Source organism: Pseudomonas sp. TH04 (genome assembly GCF_016651355.1).
Taxonomy (GTDB): Bacteria; Pseudomonadota; Gammaproteobacteria; order Pseudomonadales; family Pseudomonadaceae; genus Aquipseudomonas; species Aquipseudomonas fluorescens.
Map to the genome: position 1 here is coordinate 5,127,663 of NZ_JAEKEA010000001.1, position 21,670 is coordinate 5,149,332.

Genomic DNA, 21,670 nt, shown 5'->3' on the forward strand with positions numbered 1-21,670 from the left:
GCCAGCGCCCACATTTTGAAGGTATTCACCCATTAAAGGTGGGAGCCGGGCTTGTCCGCGATGAGCCCCGCCCCGCCCAGCTAACACCCCGCTAGCTCTCCTGTGCCCGATACGCCCCTGGCGTCAGCCCCGTCCACTTCTTGAACGCCCGATGAAACGCTGACGGTTCGGAAAAACCCAGCTGCTCGGCGATCGCCTGCAAAGACAAATTTGCGCGGCCCAAATGGTAGATGGCGATGTCTCGGCGCAACTCATCCTTGAGCGCCTGAAAGCTGGTGCCTTCTTCACGCAAATGCCGGCGCAGGGTTTGCGCGCTGATGTGCAGGTGCTGCGCGACAGCTTCAAGGTCAGGCCAAGGGCTGCGGTCGCGGCTGAGCAAACGGCGTAACTGGCTGCTCAAGCTGTCGCCTTCATCCGGCCGGGACAGCAGGTCGGCGGGGGAGCGCTCCAGAAAGTGCTTGAGGGTCCGCTCGTCCTGCAGCAACGGCAGGCTCAGGTAGCGACTGGGAAACACCAGGCTGCTGCGCGGCGCACCGAAGACCTGAGGGCAGGGGAAGAGCAGGTCGTATTCGCCGGCATGGGTCGGCATTGAGTAGCTGAACGTTGCCTGATGGAGCCGGATGCGCTGGCCGATCAACCAACTGCCCAGGCGATGCCAGATCACCAGGAGGCATTCGCTGAGGAAGTGGTCCGGGTCCCACAGTTGCGAATCGTCCAGGCTCAAGCGAGCCATCTCGCCTTCTTTTGTCAGCTGCCAGCGCGGACCCTGTGGGAATAGGCTATAAAATAATAAGCCGCGTTCCAGAGCCTTCTCCAGGGTGCGGCAATGAATCAGCGCGTGGCACATCATGGCGAAGGTGCCGCGCTTACTCGGGCCTTCGGCAAACCCCAGGTATTCGTCGTCCAGCGCCAGCCAGAGCATTTGCAGGAGCCGGGTGAATTGTTCCGGGGCGATGCGGGCGCGGGGTTCGGTGAGCAGCTCCGGCGTGATGCCCACCTGCAGCAACAAACCCGAATAGTCGTAACCCGCCCGGCGCGCACCGCCGAGGGCGGCTCGGGCGTAGTGGCTGGCGATGGTACGTTCACGCATGTGAGGGCCTCGTCCATGGAGTGACGGATGTTAGTCATCACCGAGCGGGGCGACAAGGCGGATATCCGCCAAATTGTAGGACGGGATTGGGTGAGTGGGCGGATTTCCGCCACGTTATGCGCGGCCCTGGCGAGGCCATGAAAACCCCCAGCCCTGATGTCTAAAGGCCTTCAGGGATTTTAAGCAAAGTGGCACGGCGTTTGCGATAAGGATTACAGCGCAGGCTTGTTCCTACAGACCCGGCCTCGCAAACAACAAATCCCTCCAGTGCAGGAGGGTTCGCAATTCAAGTGTCGTTGGCAATGGCGGATCTTTGCCACACGGTGCGATTGAGGAACTTTGCAATGACGACTCGTCAGCCAATCTACAAATCCCTGTATTTCCAGGTGATCGTTGCAATCGTTATCGGTATTTTGCTCGGTCACTTCTACCCGCAGACCGGCGTGGCCCTCAAGCCACTGGGTGACGGCTTTATCAAGCTGATCAAAATGGTCATTGCCCCGATCATCTTCTGCACCGTTGTCAGCGGTATCGCCGGCATGCAGAGCATGAAATCGGTGGGCAAAACCGGCGGCTACGCGCTGCTCTACTTCGAAGTAGTTTCCACCATCGCCCTGCTGATCGGCCTGGTCGTCGTCAACGTTGTGCAACCGGGCGCCGGCATGCACATCGACGTAGCGACCCTGGACGCCTCTAAAGTCGCGGCCTACGTGACCGCTGGTGCAGACCAGAGCGTGGTTGGCTTTATCCTCAATGTGATCCCGAACACCATCGTCGGTGCCTTCGCCAACGGCGACATCCTGCAAGTGCTGATGTTCTCGGTGATCTTCGGTTTCGCCCTGCATCGCCTGGGTGCCTACGGCAAGCCGGTGCTGGACTTCATCGATCGCTTCGCCCACGTGATGTTCAACATCATCAACATGATCATGAAGCTCGCCCCCATCGGTGCCCTGGGCGCCATGGCGTTCACCATCGGTGCCTACGGTGTAGGTTCCCTGGTGCAGCTGGGCCAGCTGATGATCTGCTTCTACATCACCTGCATCCTGTTTGTGGTGGTGGTGCTGGGCGCCATCTGCCGCGCGCACGGTTTCAGCGTGTTGAAGCTGGTTCGCTACATCCGTGAAGAGCTGTTGATCGTACTGGGTACTTCCTCCTCCGAATCCGCACTGCCACGCATGCTGATCAAGATGGAGCGTCTGGGCGCGAAGAAATCCGTAGTAGGCCTGGTGATTCCGACGGGCTACTCCTTCAACCTCGACGGTACTTCGATCTACCTGACCATGGCTGCCGTGTTCATCGCCCAGGCGACCGACACCCACATGGACATCACCCACCAGATCACCCTGTTGCTGGTGCTGCTGCTGTCCTCCAAAGGCGCTGCAGGCGTGACCGGCTCGGGCTTCATCGTGCTGGCCGCGACGCTGTCGGCCGTTGGTCACCTGCCGGTTGCCGGCCTGGCGCTGATCCTGGGTATCGACCGCTTCATGTCCGAAGCCCGCGCACTGACCAACCTGGTGGGTAACGCCGTTGCCACCATCGTTGTGGCCAAGTGGGTCAACGAACTGGACACCGACAAGCTGCAGAGCGAGTTGGCATCCGGCGGTACCGGCATCTCCGACACCCGTCCGGAAGATGACCTGGGTGTGGCCGAAGGTCCTGCGCCTGCTGCAGTGAAGTAACAGGTAGATGGCGTGAACTGACGCCGAAGCCACTCACAAACGCCCCGACTTGTTCGGGGCGTTTGCGTTTGTACCCGATCACTTTTGGAATCTTTTGCTTTACAGTCAATCAATAGCTCTTCAATAACGCGGCGGAGGTTGGATGGATAGCGTGGATCTGAATGTCCTGCGCAGCGTGCTCCAATGGCGCCGCGCCGGGCAGCGAGTGCTGTTGTACAGCGTGGTTCAGACCTGGGGCAGTGCACCGCGTCCACCGGGGGCGATGTTGGCCTTGCGCGGTGATGGTGTGGTGATCGGATCGGTGTCCGGCGGTTGCATTGAGGATGACTTGATCGCGCGGTTGCAGGACGGCCGCTGGGTGGATGACGGCCCGCCGGTGCAGTTGGTGACCTACGGCGTTACCCGCGATGAAGCGGCGCGTTTTGGCCTGCCGTGTGGCGGCACGTTGCGCTTGACGGAAGAGCGGGTGGACGACTGGCGTTGGGTCGCTGAGCTGCTGCAGCGTTGCGAAGCGCATGAAATCGTCGCCCGCGAGCTGGACCTGGCCACCGGCCACGTGAGCCTGGGTGCGGCGAGCAAGACCGACACGGTGACGTTTGATGGCGAACGCTTACGCGCTATCTACGGCCCACGCTGGCGCCTGTTGTTGATCGGTGCCGGGCAACTGTCGCGTTACGTGGCCGAGATGGCGCGCTTGCTGGATTTCGAAGTGCTGATCTGTGACCCGCGCGAAGAGTTCGTCTACGGCTGGGAAGAACAACATGGCCGCTTTGTGCCCGGCATGCCGGATGAGGCGGTATTGAATATCCAGACGGATGAGCGCACGGCCATCGTCTGCCTGACTCACGACCCTCGATTGGACGATATGGCGCTGCTGACGGCGCTGAACTCATCGGCGTTCTACATTGGCGCCCTCGGTTCGCGGGTTAATACGCAGAAACGTCGGGAAACCCTGGCAGCGCTGGGTTTGTCGGCGGAGGCGATTGCACGTCTGCATGGGCCGATCGGTCTGCATATCGGTAGCCACACACCGGCCGAAATTGCCTTGTCACTGATGGCGGAAATTGTCGCGATCAAAAATGGCGTGGCGCCGGTGCAGAAGAAACCGCTGCCGGTGGTGGCTGAGTAATGGTTACGGCGATTGTGCTGGCAGCGGGGCAGGGCAGCCGCTTTCGTGCTGAAGCCGGCGTTGATCAGGATAAGTTACTGGCCCGTTGCGTGGGGCGCGATGGCGTGACGCGGCCGGTCATCGAGCAAGTGCTGATGACCTTGCCTGAGCGTGTCGTAGCGCGGTGGGTGGTGACCACGCCAGAGCGGCTTGAAGTGATTCGCCTGGCGCAGCTCTACGGGTGTGAGGTGTTGTTGCTGCATTCATCCGGCATGGGCGACAGTATTGCGGCAGCTGTCGCGGCCAGCGCTACGGCTGAGGGGTGGCTGATAGTGCTGGGAGACATGCCGTTTATCTTGCCTTCCAGTATTGAGCAAGTGATCGCCGCGCTGGAGGAGACTGACATCAGCGTGCCTGTGCATTGCGGTCAGTATGGGCATCCCGTCGCGTTTGGACGTTCGTTCGGCCCTGCTTTGATGGCGCTGACCGGAGACCGTGGGGCCAAGCCGCTGTTTGCCAGTGCGGGCCTGCGAGAAGTTGCCGTCGATGACCCAGGGATCCTGTGGGATGTAGATGTGCCCACGTTGTTGCACTACGGGATGTGATCGACAGTGGCGTTTGTTTTTTCCTCTTCTAGACTTCCAGGTGACTAATGAAGCGGGCCGCTGGCAAGCTCTGTTATTAGTCATACTTCCTGCCGTCAGTTCAGAGGCGGAAAGCTTTTATTGTCTGACTGTCCAGGGTCTGAAGTGGCAGTATTTCCCCGTTTAGGCTGAGGCGTAATTAATTTACGGTGAGTGCCTTTATGACAAAAATTAAAGTAGCTATCGCAACCCTCATGCTCTCTACGGCGGCATTGGCTTATATACCGCCCCCAGAACCGAACGACCCTATTTCTGAGCCCGTCTCTGCTCTTGTGTGGAAGGAGGTTCCGGGTAGCCAGGGGATTTATTATGCCAATGTGAAAGGCGATCTCTTGGGCAATGGGCCTTATGAGGCCTTCGTAAGGTTTCCCGGTGGCAGAGATAATCCTTACCATCGTCACACGCAAGCGCTGCCGACAGTGGTGCTTCAGGGGACGTTCTACGCAATTATCGACGGCAAAACAGTTGACTATCCCCCAGGCTCTTATTACTGGCTGCCTGCGGGGCTAAAGCACTTCAGTGGGTGTAGAGCGGGGCCGGATTGTTTGCTTTTTCAATACCAGGTCAATCGTTTCGACTTGGTGCCTGTGAATAAGTAGTGCCTGTCGCTCAGTCGCGTGATCAACCCTTGCGTGCATTAGAGCAGTAGCCAAAAAAAAGCCCCGCCAGGGTTACCTGACGGGGCTTTTTAGTAGCGCTGGCGATCAGACGAGAGGTTTAGGCTCGTGCTCTGCTTCCAGTGCCAGTGGGGCATGTTCAACCACTGTTTCTGCGGCAGGGGCTGGCGCCTCGACCACTTCGGCAGCCGGTGCGGCAGCGGCTGCAGCAGCGGCAGCTTCAGCTGCCTTGCGACGACGACGCACTTCACGTGGGTCGTTCGGCGCACGGCCATTTTCGGTCAGGGCGCTAACGGGAGCTGCTTCAATCACCGGCGCTGCGACTTCGGCAACCACTGGCGTTTCAACCACGGGTGCAGGCTCAACCACTTGGGCTGGTTCGGCAACCACTTCGGCAACCGGTGCAGGCGCTTCTTCTACCACGGGGGCAGGTGCTGGCGCTTCAACCGGTGCAGCGGGTTCGGCCGTCCACTGGAAGGCGGTCTGTTCTTCGCGAACTTCACGCACTGCCGGGGCAGCTTCTTCGACAGCCGGGGCTTCAACAGCGGCTTCAACCACTGGCTGAGCTTCAACCACTGGTGCAGGCTCAACAGCAGCCACTTCCACTTCGGGTTGGGCTTCGCGAACCGGCGCAACTTCCACTTCCGGAACCGCTGGGGCTTCGATCGGGGTGGTTGCTTCGACGACAGGGGCTTCAACCGCCGGGGCTTCAGCAACTGGCGCTTCAACAACCGGCGCTTCTACAGCCGCAGTCTCTTCGACAGCAGCGGTAGCGCGTTCAGCTTGCTCATGCGCCTGGGCTTCAGCCGGTGCGCTGATTACGCTGCTGGCAACTGCGGCGGTCACAGCCAGGCCAGCAGCCAGTTCGGCGCCCGTCGGCTCTGTGGTTGCAGCTTCGCCGTTTTCGCCGGTCTCTTCCGAGCCTTCGATCACATTGCCGTTGGCATCACGCTGACGCTCACGACGGTTGCTGCGACGACGCTGGCCACGGGAGCGGCGGCGTGGACGATCGCCTTCGGCGTTGTCCTGGCCATCTTCCTGCGACTGCTCTTCGCCAGTCAGCACTTCTTCTTCGCTGGCGGCAGCGGCTTGCTCGGCACGTGGTTGACGCTCTTCACGCGGTGGGCGCGGTTGGCGCTCTTCACGTGGGGCGCGTTCTTCACGCGGCTGGCGAGCCGGACGCTCTTCGCTGGCAGCTTCGGCAGCAACGGCCGGTGCGGCGTCCAGCGGCTCGCGCAGTTCACGCACACGTTCTTCGCGCTCGCCACGTGGCTTGCGATCTTCACGCGGGGCGCGCGGAGTACGTGGTGCGCGCTCTTCACGCGGTGCACGTTCTTCGCGGGCTACGGTCGGGGTTTCTTCACGGGCTTCGCGAGGTGCACGCTCTTCACGTGGCGCGCGTTCTTCACGCGGTGCACGTTCTTCGCGAGGCTTGCGCTCTTCGTCACGGCGACCGTTGCGGTTACGGCTCTGCTGGCGACCGTTGCGACGCTCTTCGTTACGGGCCGGACGCTCGGCGGCGGGTTTTTCAACCACAACCGGAGCGACAGGCTCTTCTTTGGTGGCGAACAGGCTCACCAGCGACTTCACCAAACCTTTGAACAGGCTTGGCTCAGGCATGGCGGCAGGGGCGGCAACCGGTGCAGCCACTTCGGCCGGAACCGGTGCGTTGGCACGCGCCGGTGCAGTCTTCACGGCAGCTTCCTGGCGAACCAGTGTGCGGGTTGCGGCGGCCGGCTGGACTTCTTCGACTTCCGCAGCGGCAGCAGCGATTTCATAGCTGGACTGGCCGCTGTGGGCTTCCGGGCTGTCATCGCGCAGGCGCTGCACTTCGAAGTGCGGCGTTTCGAGGTGATCGTTCGGCAGGATGACGATACGGGCGCGGGTGCGCAGTTCGATCTTGGTGATCGAGTTGCGTTTTTCGTTGAGCAGGAAGGCTGCAACCGGGATCGGCACTTGCGCGCGGACTTCGGCGGTGCGGTCTTTCAGGGCTTCTTCTTCGATCAGGCGCAGGATCGCCAGGGACAGCGATTCAACGTCACGGATGATGCCGGTGCCGTTGCAGCGCGGGCAGACGATGCCGCTGCTTTCACCCAGGGATGGGCGCAGGCGCTGACGGGACATTTCCAGCAGGCCGAAGCGCGAGATACGGCCAACCTGCACACGGGCGCGGTCAGCTTCCAGGCATTCGCGGACTTTCTCTTCCACGGCGCGCTGGTTCTTGGCGGGGGTCATGTCGATGAAGTCGATCACGATCAGGCCGCCGATATCGCGCAGGCGCAGCTGGCGGGCGATTTCTTCAGCCGCTTCCAGGTTGGTCTGCAGGGCGGTTTCTTCGATGTCGCTACCTTTGGTCGCGCGCGCCGAGTTGATGTCGATGGACACCAGGGCTTCGGTCGGGTCGATAACAATGGAGCCGCCTGAAGGCAGTTCGACCACACGCTGGAAGGCGGTCTCGATCTGGCTTTCGATCTGGAAACGGTTGAACAGCGGAACGCTGTCTTCGTACAGCTTGATCTTGCTGGCGTACTGCGGCATCACCTGGCGGATGAAGGTCAGGGCTTCGTCCTGGGCTTCAACGCTGTCGATCAGTACTTCGCCGATGTCCTGGCGCAGGTAGTCGCGGATGGCGCGGATGATTACGTTGCTTTCCTGGTAGATCAGGAACGGCGCGGAACGATCCAGGGACGCTTCTTTGATAGCGGTCCACAGTTGCAGCAGGTAGTCGAGGTCCCACTGCATTTCTTCGCTGCTGCGGCCAAGGCCGGCAGTGCGAACGATCAGGCCCATGTCGGCCGGTGCTACCAGGCCGTTCAGCGCTTCACGCAGTTCGTTGCGCTCTTCGCCTTCGATACGACGGGAAATGCCGCCGGCACGTGGGTTGTTCGGCATCAGGACCAGGTAACGGCCAGCCAGGCTGATGAACGTGGTCAGGGCTGCGCCCTTGTTGCCACGTTCTTCTTTTTCGACCTGAACGATGACTTCCTGGCCTTCGCTCAGGACGTCCTTGATGTTCACGCGGCCTTCAGGGGCTTTCTTGAAGTACTCGCGGGAGATTTCTTTGAGGGGCAGGAAGCCATGGCGCTCGGAGCCGAAATCGACAAAGGCAGCCTCAAGGCTTGGTTCGATGCGAGTAATACGGCCTTTATAGATGTTGGCCTTCTTTTGCTCGCGTGCACCGGACTCGATGTCCAGGTCGTAGAGGCGTTGGCCATCTACCAGTGCAACACGCAACTCTTCGGGTTGAGTTGCGTTAATCAGCATTCTTTTCATGTTGTACCGTCGGTTTCCGGGCTGCCGGAAACGGCGTTCGGCACACACGACTTCTCACGGTCGGTGTCAGGTGCGTCAAGAGTGGTTGGCCACTCCAGTGTCCAGCAAAACCCGCCAATGTGGGCCGGTATCGCGACGGACGCGTCCTGCTTGTTAGCGGTGGTGACAAAGGCACCACTTCAACAAAAGCTAAGGTCAGGAGGAGGAATCAACCGGCGACTGTGGACGAGATGAAGCGTCTAAATATAAGCCTAGTGCTACACGGTCCGACGGTTGTGCATCTCCACCCTACACGTATCCCTGATAATTCGGGTGCTGCCGCGCGCAGAATCCGCAGCGGGTTGGCATTTACCGTGTTCTCCAATGGGGAGTCCACGCTCATGGCTAAACAAGACTAGGTGTGGGCGATTGCGCTCTCACTCAGCTCTTAACAGGCGTTGTTTCCGAAGCATTCGCCATGGTCTGGCTCAAGACTGACTGCACTTTGTGAACTGGCCGTAAATATCGGCGCAGAACGCGAGTATTCACTCTGCTTTCTGCACTCGCTTCAGGCCTCATGTCACCTGCGCTTGTTACAATCTCGAGCCTTCCAAGGTGGCGAAAGCCCCGTAGGACGGCCTCGCGTCCTGATGAATTGCGATGGTCAGGGCCGGCAATTTGCCGCAAGTCCTCTGTCCAGGCCGCTTTTGGCGGCGTTCGCGACTATAGCAGCAATGATTAAGTGCTTCAATTCCATAAAAAATTGTTATCATCGCGGCCATGACGACTACCGCCCCCCAGACCCCCAGCGTCCAGCTGCTTGAGGTCTCGCCGGAATATGCCGGCCAACGCATCGACAACTTTCTCCTGGCCAGGCTCAAAGGCGTGCCCAAGACCTTGATTTACCGCATCTTGCGTAAAGGCGAAGTGCGCGTGAACAAGGGCCGGATCAAGCCCGAGTACAAGCTGCAGGCGGGCGATATCGTCCGTGTGCCGCCGGTGCGCGTGCCTGAGCGCGACGAGCCTGTGCCACTGGCCCAAGGCCTGTTGCAGCGCCTTGAAGCCTCGATTGTGTTCGAAGATAACAAACTGATCGTGATCAACAAGCCCTGCGGCATTGCGGTTCACGGTGGCAGCGGCCTGACATTCGGCGTGATCGAAGCCTTTCGCCAGTTGCGTCCGGATGCCAAGGAGCTGGAGCTGGTTCATCGCCTGGACCGTGACACCTCCGGCCTGTTGATGATTGCCAAAAAACGCAGCATGTTGCGCCACCTGCACACCGCTTTGCGTGGCGATGGCGTGGACAAGCGCTACATGGCGTTGGTCCGTGGCAACTGGGCCAGTTCCATTAAGAGCGTGCGTGCGCCATTGCAGAAGAGCAACCTGCGCTCCGGCGAGCGCATGGTCGAAGTGGACGAGGAGGGCAAAGAAGCCCTGACCCTGTTCAAGGTGCTGCGCCGCTTCGGTGACTTCGCCACCCTGGTCGAGGCCAAGCCGGTAACCGGTCGTACCCACCAGATTCGCGTGCATACGCTGCACGCAGGTCACTGCATCGCCGGCGACACCAAGTACGGTGATGAGGACTTCTCCAAGGAAATCCGCGACCTGGGCGGCAAGCGCCTGTTTCTGCACGCCTACATGCTGACGGTGCCGTTGCCCGATGGTGGCGAACTGAAGCTGCAGGCACCGGTCGACGAGATGTGGGCCAAGACCGTGGAGCGTTTGAGTGTCGCACCTTGATTACAAGCTGCTGATCTTTGATTGGGACGGCACCCTGTGCAATTCCATTGGTCGGATCGTCGAGTCAATGCATGCCGCCTCGACCCGCTCGGGCTTCGAGTTGTGCACTGACCTGGCGGTAAAAGGCATTATCGGCCTGGGCTTGCCTGAGGCGATCCTTACCTTGTATCCCCAGATCAGCGACGCTGAGCTGGTGACCTTTCGCGACCATTACGCTGATCATTACATTGCGCTGGAGGCCACGCCTTCGCCTTTGTTTGACGGTGTCCTGCAGTCGCTGGAGGCCTTTCGTGTCGAGGGTTATCACTTGGCAGTCGCTACCGGCAAGGCCCGTCGCGGGTTGGATCGGGTGCTCAAGGCACATGGCTTCGAAGATTATTTCGACATCACTCGCGCGGCGGATGAAACCGCCAGCAAGCCTCATCCTCTGATGCTGGAGCAAATCCTGGAGCATTGCGGCGTCGCGCCGCGCCAGGCATTGATGGTGGGTGACGCTTCGTTTGACCTGATGATGGCGCGCAATGCTGGCATGGACAGCGTGGCGGTCAGCTACGGCGCCCAGGCTGCCGATGCCTTGCAGCAATATGAGCCCAGGCTGACGATTGATCATTTTTCTGAACTGCAGGCCTGGCTCAGCCGGGCCCAATAAGTCTTTGCTGGGGTTGATGGCATGAGTGACGAGTGGAAAGCGCCCGAAAAGGCCGAGAGCGGTGATGACAAAAGCTGGAAGCTGGTGGAGAAGACGCTTCTGGCCAGTGTCCAGGAGCAGCGTCGTTCCAGGCGCTGGGGGATTTTCTTCAAGCTGCTGACCTTTGTTTACCTGCTTGCCATGCTGGCGTTGTTCAGTCCGCTGATGGACATCGAGAAAGGCGCCACCCGTGGCAGCCACTACACCGCTTTGATCGAAGTTCGCGGGGTGATTGCCGACAAGGAGTCAGCCAGCGCCGACAATATCGTCAGCAGCCTGCGTGCCGCGTTTGAAGACCCCAAGGTCAAAGGCGTGATCCTGCGCATCAACAGCCCGGGCGGCAGCCCTGTGCAGTCGGGTTATGTGTATGACGAGATTCGGCGTCTGCGCGCACTGCATCCGGACATCAAGCTGTACGCAGTGATTTCCGATCTGGGCGCCTCGGGTGCCTATTACATTGCCAGTGCCGCTGACCAGATCTATGCCGACAAGGCCAGTCTGGTGGGCTCCATTGGTGTGACGGCGGCCGGTTACGGGTTCGTCGGCACCATGGAGAAGTTGGGTGTGGAGCGTCGCACCTACACCTCGGGTGAGCACAAGTCATTCCTGGACCCGTTCCAGCCGCAGAAAGCCGACGAGACCCAGTTCTGGCAAGGCGTGCTCGATACGACCCACCGTCAGTTCATTGCGAGCGTGAAGCAAGGGCGTGGGGATCGTCTGAAGGATAAAGACCATCCGGAGCTGTTCTCCGGGTTGGTGTGGTCGGGCGAGCAGGCGTTGCCGCTGGGGCTGATCGATGGTTTGGGCAGTGCCAGTTCGGTGGCGCGCGATGTGATTGGCGAGAAAGAGTTGGTGGATTTTACGGTTGAGGAATCGCCGTTTGATCGCTTCTCCAAGAAGCTCGGCGCCAGTGTGGCGGAGAAACTGGCCTTGTACATGGGCTTCCAGGGGCCGACGCTGCGCTGAGATCTCAAGGTCTGTGTCGATAAATGTGGGAGGGGGCTTGCTCCCGATAGCAGTGGATCAGCCAGCTTATTCGTAACTGGCCCGCCGCCATCGGGAGCAAGCCCCCTCCCACGTTTGGTTTTGCGCGGGTTTTAAGGGGTTTGCACGCCCTCGGCCAGCAGCATATCCACCAGGCGAATCAGCGGTAAGCCGACAAGGCTGGTCGCATCCGGGCCTTCGGTGCTTTGAAACAGGCTCACGCCCAGCCCTTCAGCCTTGAAGCTGCCGGCACAGTCGTAGGGCTGCTCAATGCGCAAGTAGCGCTCGATGCGCTCGGCGTCCAGCACACGCATGTGCACGGTGAACGGCACGCAGTCCACCTGGCAATGCCCGGTCTCGCTATTAAGCAGTGCCAGGCCTGTCAGGAAGCTGACGCGCTTGCCGCTGGCGGCAAGCAGTTGCTCGCGAGCGTTTTCGAACGTGTGGGGCTTGCCGATGATCCTGCCTTCGAGTGCGGCAACCTGATCGGAGCCGATAATCAAATGCCCGGGATGGCTGCTGGCGAGGGCGCGGGCTTTCTCTTCGGCCAGGCGCTTGACCAGCTCAATCGCGGACTCATTTGCGCGATGGCTTTCGTCGATATCCGGCGAGCTGCAGATGAACGGCAGGTGCAGGCGGCTCAGCAATTCCCGGCGATAAACCGAGCTGGATGCGAGTAATAAAGGCAGCATTAGCGTCTCCTCAAGGCAGCCAGGGATTCTAGCGGGGCGACCGGCTGACGCACAGGGCTGAATTTCCTTTGACATGGCCGGGTGCATCCCTATAATGCTGCGCCTATGTTGAATGACCCGATTCCACCTCACGTTGACCCGCGCAAATTGGCAGATCGTGGCACTTCCCTTCAAGGTGAATTGCTGCTGGCCGATTTGGAGAGACTCTGCGACCCGCTTTCCGACACTGTCGGTACGGTGCAGGCCAAATTTGTTTTTGAACGAGATGAACGTAAATCTGTGGTGATCCACAGTTTTATCGACACCGAAGTCAAAATGGTTTGCCAGCGTTGTCTTGAGCTGGTCACCCTGCCGATCCATAGCGAATGCAGTTATGCCGTGGTGAAGGAGGGTGCGAATACCCAGTCGTTGCCGAAAGGTTATGACGTGCTGGAACTGGGCGAAGATCCTTTGGATCTGCATGCACTGATCGAGGAGGAGCTTTTGCTCGCCTTGCCCATTGTGCCTGCTCATCATCCGGAAGAATGCCAGCAGCCGGAGGGTCTCGATGACGAGGCCGAACCGAGCGAGGACGAGGTAACGCGGTCCAACCCGTTCAGTGTATTGGCGCAGTTAAAGCGTGACCCAAACGTTTAGGAGTTAATCAATTATGGCTGTTCAGCAGAACAAAAAATCCCGTTCCGCCCGTGACATGCGTCGTTCGCACGATGCCCTGACGGCGAGCACTTTGTCTGTAGAAAAAACCACCGGTGAAATTCACCTGCGTCACCACGTATCGCCAGAAGGCGTATACCGTGGTCGTAAAGTGATCGACAAGGGCGCTGACGAGTAATCACTTGTCTGCTCAAGTCATCGCGATTGACGCAATGGGCGGGGACTTCGGTCCCCGCAGCATTGTTCAGGCCTGCATTGCCAGCCTGTCTGCAACGCCCTCGCTGCACCTGACCCTTGTCGGTCAACCCTCCCTTCTTGAAGAATTGATTGCCAGCCATCCGGCGGTAGATCGCGCGCGCCTGACTGTTACAGCGGCCAGCGAAACCATCGGCATGGATGAAAAGCCGGCGGTCGCCCTTCGCGGCAAGCCTGATTCTTCAATGCGGGTGGCGCTTGAGTTGTTGCGTGATGGCAAGGTGCAAGCCTGTGTCAGTGCCGGCAACACCGGGGCGTTGATGGCGTTGTCGCGGCATGTGCTCAAGACGCTGCCCGGTATCGATCGGCCGGCGATGGTCGCGGCGATTCCCACGCAGCGAGGTTATTGCCAGTTGCTCGACCTCGGGGCAAACGTCGATTGCAGTGCCGAGCACCTGTTTCAGTTCGCCGTGATGGGCTCGGTGGCCGCTGAGGCGCTGGGTGTGGCACGTCCGCGTGTAGCCCTGCTGAATATCGGCACCGAAGACATCAAGGGCAACCAGCAGGTCAAGCTCGCTGCCAGCCTGTTGCAAGTTGCTCGGGGCTTGAATTACATCGGTTTCGTCGAAGGGGATGGTTTGTACCGGGGCGAGGCGGATGTGGTGGTGTGTGACGGGTTTGTCGGCAATATCCTGCTCAAGTCCAGCGAGGGCCTGGCGACGATGATTGCCACGCGTATCGAGGCCTTGTTCAAGCAGAGCCTGGCGTCCCGTTTGGTCGGCGCTCTGGCGCTGCCGTTGATGCGCCGCTTGCAGGCCGACCTCGCGCCGGCGCGGCACAACGGTGCGAGCTTTCTGGGGCTGCAGGGCATTGTGGTGAAAAGCCACGGCTCGGCCGGTGTGCAGGGCTTTCAGAGTGCGATTGCGCGGGCGCTGATCGAGATTCAGGAAAACCTGCCGCAACGCCTGCGCGGCCGTCTTGAGGATCTGTTGCCTTAGGCGAATTGGCCCGGGAGTGCTTAAATGTGACCGGCCAGTTCAATAGACCATCCAACTTGTCAGTTTCGTGCGCTCCCACCGTAGGGGCACGCATTTTTGACGACCAGATCATTAGGGGCTTGTTACATGTCTACATCCCTCGCATTCGTCTTTCCAGGGCAGGGTTCGCAGTCCCTCGGCATGTTGGCCGAGCTGGGCGCGCAACATCCGCTGATCCTGGAAACCTTCAAGGAAGCTTCCGATGCCTTGGGTTACGACCTGTGGGCACTGACCCAGCAGGGGCCGGAAGAGCAACTCAATCAAACCGATAAAACCCAGCCGGCCATCCTGACCGCTTCGATCGCCCTGTGGCGCTTGTGGCTGGCGGAAGGCGGCGCGCGCCCGGCTTACGTGGCCGGTCACAGCCTGGGCGAATACAGCGCCCTGGTGGCTGCGGGCAGCCTGACCCTCGCTGAAGCGGTCAAGCTGGTTGAGCGTCGTGGTCAGTTGATGCAAGAAGCCGTTCCGGCCGGGCAGGGCGGCATGGCCGCTATCCTGGGTCTGGACGATGCCGTCGTGATTGAGGCCTGCAAAGAAGCGGCCCAGGGCGAAGTGGTCAGCGCAGTGAACTTCAACTCCCCTGGCCAGGTGGTGATCGCCGGTGCCAAGGCGGCGGTTGAGCGTGCCATCGAAGGCTGCAAGGCCCGTGGCGCCAAGCGTGCCTTGCCATTGCCGGTGAGCGTGCCGTCCCATTGTGAGCTGATGCGCCCGGCTGCCGAGCGTTTTGCCGAGTCCATCGCCGCCATCAATTGGCAGGCGCCGCAGATCCCGCTGGTGCAGAACGTCAGCGCGGCCGTGGCCGCCGACCTCGACACCCTCAAGCGCGACCTGCTGGAGCAACTCTACAAGCCGGTGCGCTGGGTCGAGTCGGTCCAGACCCTGGCTGCCAATGGCGCCACCGAGCTGGTTGAGTGTGGCCCGGGTAAGGTCCTGGCCGGCCTGAACAAGCGCTGCGCCGACGGCGTATCCACCGCTAACCTCAATACACCTGACGCCTTCGCTGCCGCTCGTGCGGCGCTGGCCTGAACCCTGAAATTAGGAGAAGCCTGCATGAGTCTGCAAGGTAAAGTTGCACTGGTTACCGGCGCCAGCCGTGGTATTGGCCAGGCGATTGCCCTCGAACTGGGCCGTCAGGGCGCTGTTGTGATCGGCACCGCCACTTCCGCCTCCGGCGCTGAGCGTATCGCCGCGACCTTGAAGGAAAACGGCGTGCAGGGCACCGGCCTTGAGCTGAACGTGACCAGTGATGAATCGGTTGCAGCGGTATTGGCCCAGATCACTGCACAATTTGGCGCGCCGGCTATTCTGGTAAACAACGCCGGTATCACCCGCGACAACCTGATGATGCGCATGAAAGACGACGAGTGGTACGACGTGGTCGATACCAACTTGAACAGTCTGTTTCGCCTGTCCAAGGGGGTTTTGCGCGGCATGACCAAAGCGCGTTGGGGTCGAATTATCAATATTGGCTCCGTAGTGGGTGCCATGGGCAACGCAGGCCAAGTAAACTACGCAGCCGCCAAAGCCGGTCTGGAAGGTTTCAGCCGTGCATTGGCACGTGAAGTCGGTTCGCGGTCGATTACGGTCAACTCGGTGGCCCCAGGGTTCATCGACACCGATATGACCCGTGAACTGCCGGAAGCACAGCGTGAAGCGTTGCTGACACAGATTCCGCTGGGCCGTCTGGGCCAGGCTCAAGAGATCGCGAATGTGGTCACTTTCCTGGCATCCGACGGTGCGGCATACGTGACTGGGGCTACAATCCCGGTGAACGGCGGGATGTACATGAGTTAAATTGTGACGGATCGCTTCAAAAAAATGTCATACGAGCTGTCTAAAATCCGTTATAAAGCTGCAACTTAATTTATAGGCAGGTGGCCTGCCGGGTACAAGGGTGAAGCTTTCAGTTGAAAAGCTGAAAAGGCTTTCTATACACTTACCCACTGGCCAGCTGCCTGAATTTGTCCATTAGGAGTTAAACAAGGTATGAGCACCATCGAAGAGCGCGTCAAGAAAATCGTCGCCGAGCAACTGGGCGTTAAAGAAGAAGAAGTGACCAACACTGCTTCCTTCGTAGAAGACCTGGGTGCCGATTCCCTTGACACCGTTGAGCTGGTGATGGCTCTGGAAGAGGAATTCGAGACCGAAATCCCGGACGAAGAAGCTGAAAAAATCACTACCGTTCAAGCTGCTATCGACTACGTTACTAGCCACCAGGCGTAATAGTTTGTAGTCGTCGCTTGCTGTTAGGGAAAAACCGCACTGCTGTAACGGCGTGCGGTTTTTTCTTTAGCTCTGAAGCAAAGTGAGCTCTGAAGCAAAGTGTCGTCATCAAGAAAAAGGAGAGTGCTGTGTCGCGTAGACGCGTCGTAGTCACCGGTATGGGTATGTTGTCGCCACTGGGTACGGATGTGCCGAGCAGTTGGCAGGGCATTCTTGCTGGCCACAGTGGTATTGGTCTGATCGAACACACGGACCTTTCTGCCTATTCCACCCGTTTTGGCGGCTCGGTAAAGGGCTTCAATGTCGAGGAATATCTCTCGATCAAAGAATCCCGCAAACTCGACCTGTTCATTCAATACGGCCTGGCAGCCGGTTTTCAGGCGGTGCGTAATGCCGGCCTGGAAGTGACCGACGCCAACCGTGAGCGCATCGGCGTGGCCATGGGTTCGGGTATTGGCGGTTTGACCAATATCGAAGAAACCAGCCGCACCTTGCACGATTCCGGCCCCCGTCGAATTTCACCGTTCTTCGTGCCGGGCTCGATCATCAATATGATTTCCGGTTTCCTGTCGATCCACTTGGGCGCACAGGGACCTAACTACGCCATTGCCACGGCGTGCACCACAGGCACGCACTGCATCGGCATGGCCGCACGTAACATTGCCTATGACGAAGCCGACGTGATGATCGCCGGTGGCGCCGAAATGGCCGCCTGCGGGCTGGGCATGGGCGGCTTCGGCGCGTCCCGTGCACTGTCGACTCGCAACGATGAGCCGACTCGCGCCAGTCGTCCGTGGGACAAGGGCCGTGACGGCTTTGTACTGTCCGACGGTGCCGGTGCGCTGGTACTGGAAGAGCTGGAGCACGCCAAGGCGCGTGGTGCCACGATCTACGCCGAGCTGATTGGCTTTGGTATGAGCGGCGACGCCTACCACATGACCTCGCCACCGGCCGACGGTGCCGGTGCTGCACGTTGCATCACCAACGCTTTGCGTGATGCGAAGGTCAACCCTGACCAAGTGCAGTACATCAACGCCCACGGCACCTCGACCCCGACCGGCGATTTGGCGGAAGCCGAAGCCATCAAGTCGGTGTTCGGCGAGCACGCGTACAAGCTGGCAGTCAGCTCCACCAAGTCCATGACCGGCCACTTGTTGGGTGCGGCGGGCGCGGTCGAAGCGATCTTCAGCGTGATGGCGATCAAGGATCAGGTCGCTCCACCGACCATCAACCTTGATGAGCCGGACGAAGGCTGCGACCTGAACTTCGTGCCTCACGAAGCGCAGCCGATGCCGATCGACGTGGCGATTTCCAACTCGTTCGGTTTCGGTGGCACCAACGGTTCGCTGGTGTTCCGCCGGTTCGCTGAGTGATGCACAGCTGGGTCGACGGTCAGCCAGCGGACAACGTGCCCCTGAAAGATCGCGGCCTGGCGTATGGCGACGGGTTGTTCGAGACCATCGCCGTAAAGGCCGGGCAGCCTGTGCTGCTCGACCGTCACCTGCAACGCCTCGCTGAGGGTTGCAGGCGGCTCGCCCTGGTTGCGGATCAAGCGCTGATCCGCAGCGAGGTGTTGGCGTATGCCGCCGCCCTGGGCGACGGCGTACTCAAGTTGATCCTCACCCGTGGCGACAGCCTGCGCGGTTATGGCATCAACCCCGGCGCTCCGGTGCGCCGTATCTTGCAGGGCGGTCCGCCCGCAACCTATCCCCATGCTCACGGAGCCGACGGCATCCGCCTGTTTCCGTGCGCGACTCGCTTGGCCGAGCAGCCGTTGCTGGCGGGTCTCAAGCACCTTAATCGTCTCGAACAAGTGATCGCCCGCGCTGAGTGGCAAGATACCGAGCATGCCGAAGGCTTGATGCTGGATATCTCCGGACGCGTCATTGAGGGCGTTTTCAGCAACCTGTTCCTGGTGCGCAACGGCCTGTTACTAACCGCTGATCTGAATCGTTGTGGCGTTGCCGGGGTGATGCGCGCGGAAGTTCTGGCACAGGCGCAGGCGCTGGGCATCCCGTGGGCCGTGGCCGACATCAGCCTTGAGCAGTTGCAGCAGGCTGACGAAGTCTTTGTCTGCAACAGCGTTTATGGCATTTGGCCGGTGCGTGGCTGCGCTGCGATGAGCTGGTCGGTTGGGCCACTCACCCGTAAACTGCAGGGCATTGTTCGCGCGCTATTGGATATTTGAGTTGATACGAAAACTGGTTTTACTGCTGCAAATCGGCCTGGTCTCGGCAGGCTTGCTGCTGGGCTTCTCTGCCTGGAAGCTCGACTCTGCCCTGAAGCAGCCCCTGAATCTGACCCAGGAACAATTGCTCGATGTGCCTGCCGGGTCGACCCCGACGGGCACCTTTAATCGCCTTGAAGCTGACGGCGTACTTGATGGTGCGTTCTGGTTACGTCTTTACTGGCGCTTCAACCTCGATGGTCAGCCGTTGCACAGCGGCGAATACCGCATGACTCCTGGCCTGACCGCGGAGGGCTTGATCGGCTTGTGGCAGCGCGGCGAAGTGGTGCAATACAGCCTGACGCTGGTCGAAGGCTGGAACTTTCGGCAGGTACGGTCGGCTCTGGCCAAGCACGAAAAGATCGTGCAGACCTTGTCGGGCCTGAGCGATAGCCAAGTCATGGACAAGCTCGGTCACCCTGGCGTGTTTCCTGAAGGGCGCTTCTTCCCTGATACCTATCGCTTCGTGCGCGGCATGACCGATGTCGAATTCCTGAAAAAGGCCTACAACCGCCTCGACGACGTCCTCGCCCAGGAGTGGAGCAAGCGCGCCGCCGATGCGCCGTACACCGACCCTTACCAGGCGCTGATCATGGCTTCGCTGGTGGAGAAAGAGACCGGCGTGCCGGAAGAGCGCGGGCAGATCGCCGGCGTCTTCGTGCGCCGCATGAAGATCGGCATGCTGTTGCAGACTGACCCGACGGTGATCTATGGCCTGGGTGAACGCTACAACGGCAAGTTGACCCGCGCCCATCTCAAGGAAGCCAACCCCTACAACACCTACATGATTGCCGGCCTGCCGCCGACGCCGATCGCGATGGTCGGCCGCGAGGCGATTCACGCCGCGTTGAACCCGGTGTCGGGCAGTAGCCTGTATTTCGTCGCCCGGGGCGATGGCAGCCATATTTTCTCCGATGACCTGGATGCGCATAATGCCGCCGTGCGTGAGTTTCAGCTCAAACGCCGGGCCGACTATCGCTCCAGCCCGGCGCCGGTGGTGAAACCATCGGAAGACCCGGCGGCGCCTGCCGATGCTCCGGCTCAAGCGCCGCTGGTGAAACCATCGGAAGACTCGGCGCCACCTGCCGATGCGCCGACTCCAGCGCCGCTTGAACAACCGACCGAGCCTGCGCCGGCCACCGCTGCGCCGCAAAGCCCGCAATGACTCTGACTAAGGACTGCCTGTGACTGGCTTGTTTATTACCCTGGAAGGCCCGGAAGGCGCCGGCAAAAGCACCAACCGCGATTACCTGGCCGAGCGCTTGCGCGCCGAGGGCGTTGAAGTGGTGCTGACCCGTGAGCCCGGCGGCACGCCGTTGGCCGAACGCATTCGTGAAGTGCTGTTGGCCCCAGGTGAAGAACAGATGAACCCGGACACCGAGCTGCTGCTGGTGTTTGCTGCCCGTGCCCAGCACCTGGCTGAAGTGATCCGCCCGGCACTCGCGCGCGGTGCGGTGGTGATTTGCGATCGGTTTACCGATTCCACCTACGCCTACCAGGGCGGTGGCCGTGGCTTGTCGCTGGCGCGCATCGCTGCACTGGAAACTTTCGTTCAGGGCGATGTGCGCCCTGACTTGACCCTGCTGTTCGATCTGCCGGTGGAAGTCGGTATGGCCCGTGCCAGTGCCCGCGGTCGCCTGGACCGCTTCGAGCTGGAAGGGCGTGCGTTCTTTGATGCCGTGCGCGCTGCATTCCTCACGCTCGCCAAGGCTGAGCCGGCACGTTATTCCGTGCTGGACGCGGCCCAACCGCTGGCCCAGGTACAACAAGCCATTGATGCGCTGCTACCTCAACTCCTGGAGCGCGCCCGTGGCTGAAGCCTATCCATGGCAAGACAGTCTCTGGCAACAATTGGCCGGCCGCGCCCAGCATGCCCACGCCTATTTGCTGCACGGGCCGATTGGTATCGGCAAGCGCGCACTCGCCGAGCGCCTCATGGCCAGCCTGTTGTGCCAGCGCCCGGTTCATCTGGAAGCCTGCGGCGAGTGCAAATCCTGCCTGTTGCTCAAGGCCGGAAGCCACCCCGATAACTACTTGCTGGAACCCGAGGAGGCCGACAAGGCGATCAAGGTCGACCAGGTGCGTGACCTGGTCAGCTTTGTGGTGCAGACCGCACAGATGGGCGGGCGCAAGGTCGTCCTGATCGAGCCGGTGGAAGCGATGAACATCAACGCCGCCAACGCCTTGCTCAAGAGCCTGGAAGAACCCTCGGGTGATACGGTGCTGTTGTTGGTGAGCCATCAGTCCAGCCGCTTGTTGCCGACCATTCGCAGCCGCTGTGTCCAGCAGGCCTGCCCTTTGCCGAGCGAAGCCCTGAGTTTGCAGTGGCTGGCCCAGGCGCTGCCTGAGTGCTCGCAGGAAGAGCGCGTCGAGCTGCTGACCCTGGCCGCCGGTTCACCGCTGGCTGCCGTGAAGCTGCAAGCCCAGGGCGTGCGCGAGCAGCGTGCGCTGGTGGTGGAGGGCGTCAAAAAGCTGCTCAAGCAAGAGCAGTCCGCGACGCAACTGGCCGAAGGCGCCTGGAAAGACATTCCCTTGTTGTTGCTGTTCGACTGGTTCTGCGACTGGTCGAGCCTGATCCTGCGCTACCAGTTGACCCAGGATGAAAGCGGCTTGGGCCTGCCGGATATGCGCAAGGTGGTGCAGTACCTCGCGCAGAAAAGCGCGCAAGACAAGGTGTTGAATATCCAGGACTGGATTCTTGCCCAGCGCCAGAAGGTTCTCGGCAAAGCCAACCTCAACCGCGTGCTGCTGCTTGAAGCGCTGTTGGTGCAGTGGGTCGGCTTGCTCGGCCGGCGTTAATTTCAGTGGCCGACGGGTGTATCGTTGGCCGCCAACTTTCC

21 protein-coding genes are annotated in these 21,670 nt (G+C 60.4%); 18 read left to right on the forward strand and 3 right to left on the reverse strand.

Annotation, left to right across the window (positions count from 1 at the left end; translation table 11 throughout):
• Positions 1-91 precede the first annotated feature (91 nt).
• Positions 92-1,090 (reverse strand): AraC family transcriptional regulator, encoded by a 999-nt coding sequence (locus JFT85_RS23100; RefSeq protein ID WP_053257572.1) that lies wholly within the window; start codon positions 1,088-1,090, stop codon positions 92-94.
• Between the two features lie 344 nt (positions 1,091-1,434).
• Between JFT85_RS23100 and JFT85_RS23105 the strand changes: the two genes are divergently transcribed.
• The 4 genes from JFT85_RS23105 to JFT85_RS23120 all read left to right on the forward strand — a co-directional run bounded on the left by JFT85_RS23105 (position 1,435) and on the right by JFT85_RS23120 (position 5,120).
• A complete protein-coding gene (locus JFT85_RS23105) occupies positions 1,435-2,769 on the forward strand; it encodes a dicarboxylate/amino acid:cation symporter (RefSeq protein ID WP_053257571.1) in 1,335 nt (444 codons plus the stop codon).
• A gap of 142 nt (positions 2,770-2,911) precedes the next feature.
• Entirely contained in the window at positions 2,912-3,898 is a 987-nt protein-coding gene (locus JFT85_RS23110) for an XdhC family protein (protein WP_201230499.1), read from the forward strand.
• The gene (locus JFT85_RS23115) at positions 3,898-4,482 is read left to right on the forward strand and encodes a nucleotidyltransferase family protein (RefSeq protein ID WP_201230501.1); all 585 of its coding nucleotides are present in this window, start codon (positions 3,898-3,900) and stop codon (positions 4,480-4,482) included. The genes JFT85_RS23110 and JFT85_RS23115 overlap by 1 nt, the downstream gene beginning before the upstream one ends.
• A gap of 200 nt (positions 4,483-4,682) precedes the next feature.
• Complete coding sequence (locus tag JFT85_RS23120; protein WP_201230503.1) at positions 4,683-5,120, forward strand: cupin domain-containing protein; 438 nt, start codon at positions 4,683-4,685, stop codon at positions 5,118-5,120.
• A gap of 105 nt (positions 5,121-5,225) precedes the next feature.
• On the opposite strand, the gene rne is transcribed toward JFT85_RS23120, so the two are convergent.
• Positions 5,226-8,411 carry a ribonuclease E gene (gene rne / locus JFT85_RS23125; RefSeq protein ID WP_446739707.1) on the reverse strand — a complete coding sequence of 1,062 codons (3,186 nt, stop codon included), beginning with the start codon at positions 8,409-8,411 and terminating at the stop codon, positions 5,226-5,228.
• 759 nt (positions 8,412-9,170) lie between these two features.
• Here rne and rluC point away from each other — a divergent pair.
• From rluC to JFT85_RS23140, 3 genes are read left to right on the forward strand one after another with little or no spacing between them, the layout of a single operon-like run.
• Positions 9,171-10,130 (forward strand): 23S rRNA pseudouridine(955/2504/2580) synthase RluC, encoded by a 960-nt coding sequence (rluC, locus tag JFT85_RS23130; RefSeq protein ID WP_032886795.1) that lies wholly within the window; start codon positions 9,171-9,173, stop codon positions 10,128-10,130.
• Positions 10,117-10,779 (forward strand): HAD-IA family hydrolase, encoded by a 663-nt coding sequence (locus tag JFT85_RS23135; protein WP_069552630.1) that lies wholly within the window; start codon positions 10,117-10,119, stop codon positions 10,777-10,779. Before rluC ends, JFT85_RS23135 begins: the two co-directional genes overlap by 14 nt.
• Before the next feature lie 21 nt (positions 10,780-10,800).
• Positions 10,801-11,784: a S49 family peptidase gene (locus JFT85_RS23140; RefSeq protein ID WP_201230507.1), complete on the forward strand. Its 984-nt coding sequence runs from the start codon at positions 10,801-10,803 to the stop codon at positions 11,782-11,784.
• A 131-nt stretch (positions 11,785-11,915) separates the two neighbouring features.
• Here JFT85_RS23140 and JFT85_RS23145 read toward each other — a convergent pair whose 3' ends face one another.
• Complete coding sequence (locus tag JFT85_RS23145; protein WP_187602068.1) at positions 11,916-12,494, reverse strand: Maf family protein; 579 nt, start codon at positions 12,492-12,494, stop codon at positions 11,916-11,918.
• A 105-nt stretch (positions 12,495-12,599) separates the two neighbouring features.
• Between JFT85_RS23145 and JFT85_RS23150 the strand changes: the two genes are divergently transcribed.
• From JFT85_RS23150 to JFT85_RS23200, 11 genes are all read left to right on the forward strand, one after another.
• Positions 12,600-13,130 (forward strand): YceD family protein, encoded by a 531-nt coding sequence (locus JFT85_RS23150; protein WP_032886799.1) that lies wholly within the window; start codon positions 12,600-12,602, stop codon positions 13,128-13,130.
• A gap of 13 nt (positions 13,131-13,143) precedes the next feature.
• Positions 13,144-13,326 (forward strand): 50S ribosomal protein L32, encoded by a 183-nt coding sequence (gene rpmF, locus JFT85_RS23155; protein WP_008152339.1) that lies wholly within the window; start codon positions 13,144-13,146, stop codon positions 13,324-13,326.
• Between the two features lie 4 nt (positions 13,327-13,330).
• Entirely contained in the window at positions 13,331-14,341 is a 1,011-nt protein-coding gene (plsX, locus tag JFT85_RS23160) for a phosphate acyltransferase PlsX (RefSeq protein ID WP_083272225.1), read from the forward strand.
• A gap of 126 nt (positions 14,342-14,467) precedes the next feature.
• The gene (gene fabD / locus JFT85_RS23165) at positions 14,468-15,406 is read left to right on the forward strand and encodes an ACP S-malonyltransferase (protein ID WP_073638044.1); all 939 of its coding nucleotides are present in this window, start codon (positions 14,468-14,470) and stop codon (positions 15,404-15,406) included.
• Positions 15,407-15,430: 24 nt separating this feature from the next.
• Positions 15,431-16,174, forward strand: a complete 744-nt coding sequence (gene fabG, locus JFT85_RS23170) for a 3-oxoacyl-ACP reductase FabG (protein WP_010566560.1) — start codon at positions 15,431-15,433, stop codon at positions 16,172-16,174.
• Between the two features lie 192 nt (positions 16,175-16,366).
• Complete coding sequence (gene acpP, locus JFT85_RS23175; RefSeq protein ID WP_010165887.1) at positions 16,367-16,603, forward strand: acyl carrier protein; 237 nt, start codon at positions 16,367-16,369, stop codon at positions 16,601-16,603.
• 128 nt (positions 16,604-16,731) lie between these two features.
• Positions 16,732-17,976, forward strand: a complete 1,245-nt coding sequence (gene fabF, locus JFT85_RS23180) for a beta-ketoacyl-ACP synthase II (protein WP_053257561.1) — start codon at positions 16,732-16,734, stop codon at positions 17,974-17,976.
• Positions 17,976-18,791: an aminodeoxychorismate lyase gene (gene pabC, locus JFT85_RS23185; protein WP_053257560.1), complete on the forward strand. Its 816-nt coding sequence runs from the start codon at positions 17,976-17,978 to the stop codon at positions 18,789-18,791. The genes fabF and pabC overlap by 1 nt, the downstream gene beginning before the upstream one ends.
• 1 nt (position 18,792) lies before the next feature.
• A complete protein-coding gene (mltG, locus tag JFT85_RS23190; protein WP_069552627.1) occupies positions 18,793-19,995 on the forward strand; it encodes an endolytic transglycosylase MltG in 1,203 nt (400 codons plus the stop codon).
• A gap of 19 nt (positions 19,996-20,014) precedes the next feature.
• Positions 20,015-20,647, forward strand: a complete 633-nt coding sequence (tmk, locus tag JFT85_RS23195; protein WP_053257558.1) for a dTMP kinase — start codon at positions 20,015-20,017, stop codon at positions 20,645-20,647.
• The gene (locus JFT85_RS23200; RefSeq protein WP_053257557.1) at positions 20,640-21,629 is read left to right on the forward strand and encodes a DNA polymerase III subunit delta'; all 990 of its coding nucleotides are present in this window, start codon (positions 20,640-20,642) and stop codon (positions 21,627-21,629) included. Before tmk ends, JFT85_RS23200 begins: the two co-directional genes overlap by 8 nt.
• Positions 21,630-21,670 lie beyond the last annotated feature (41 nt).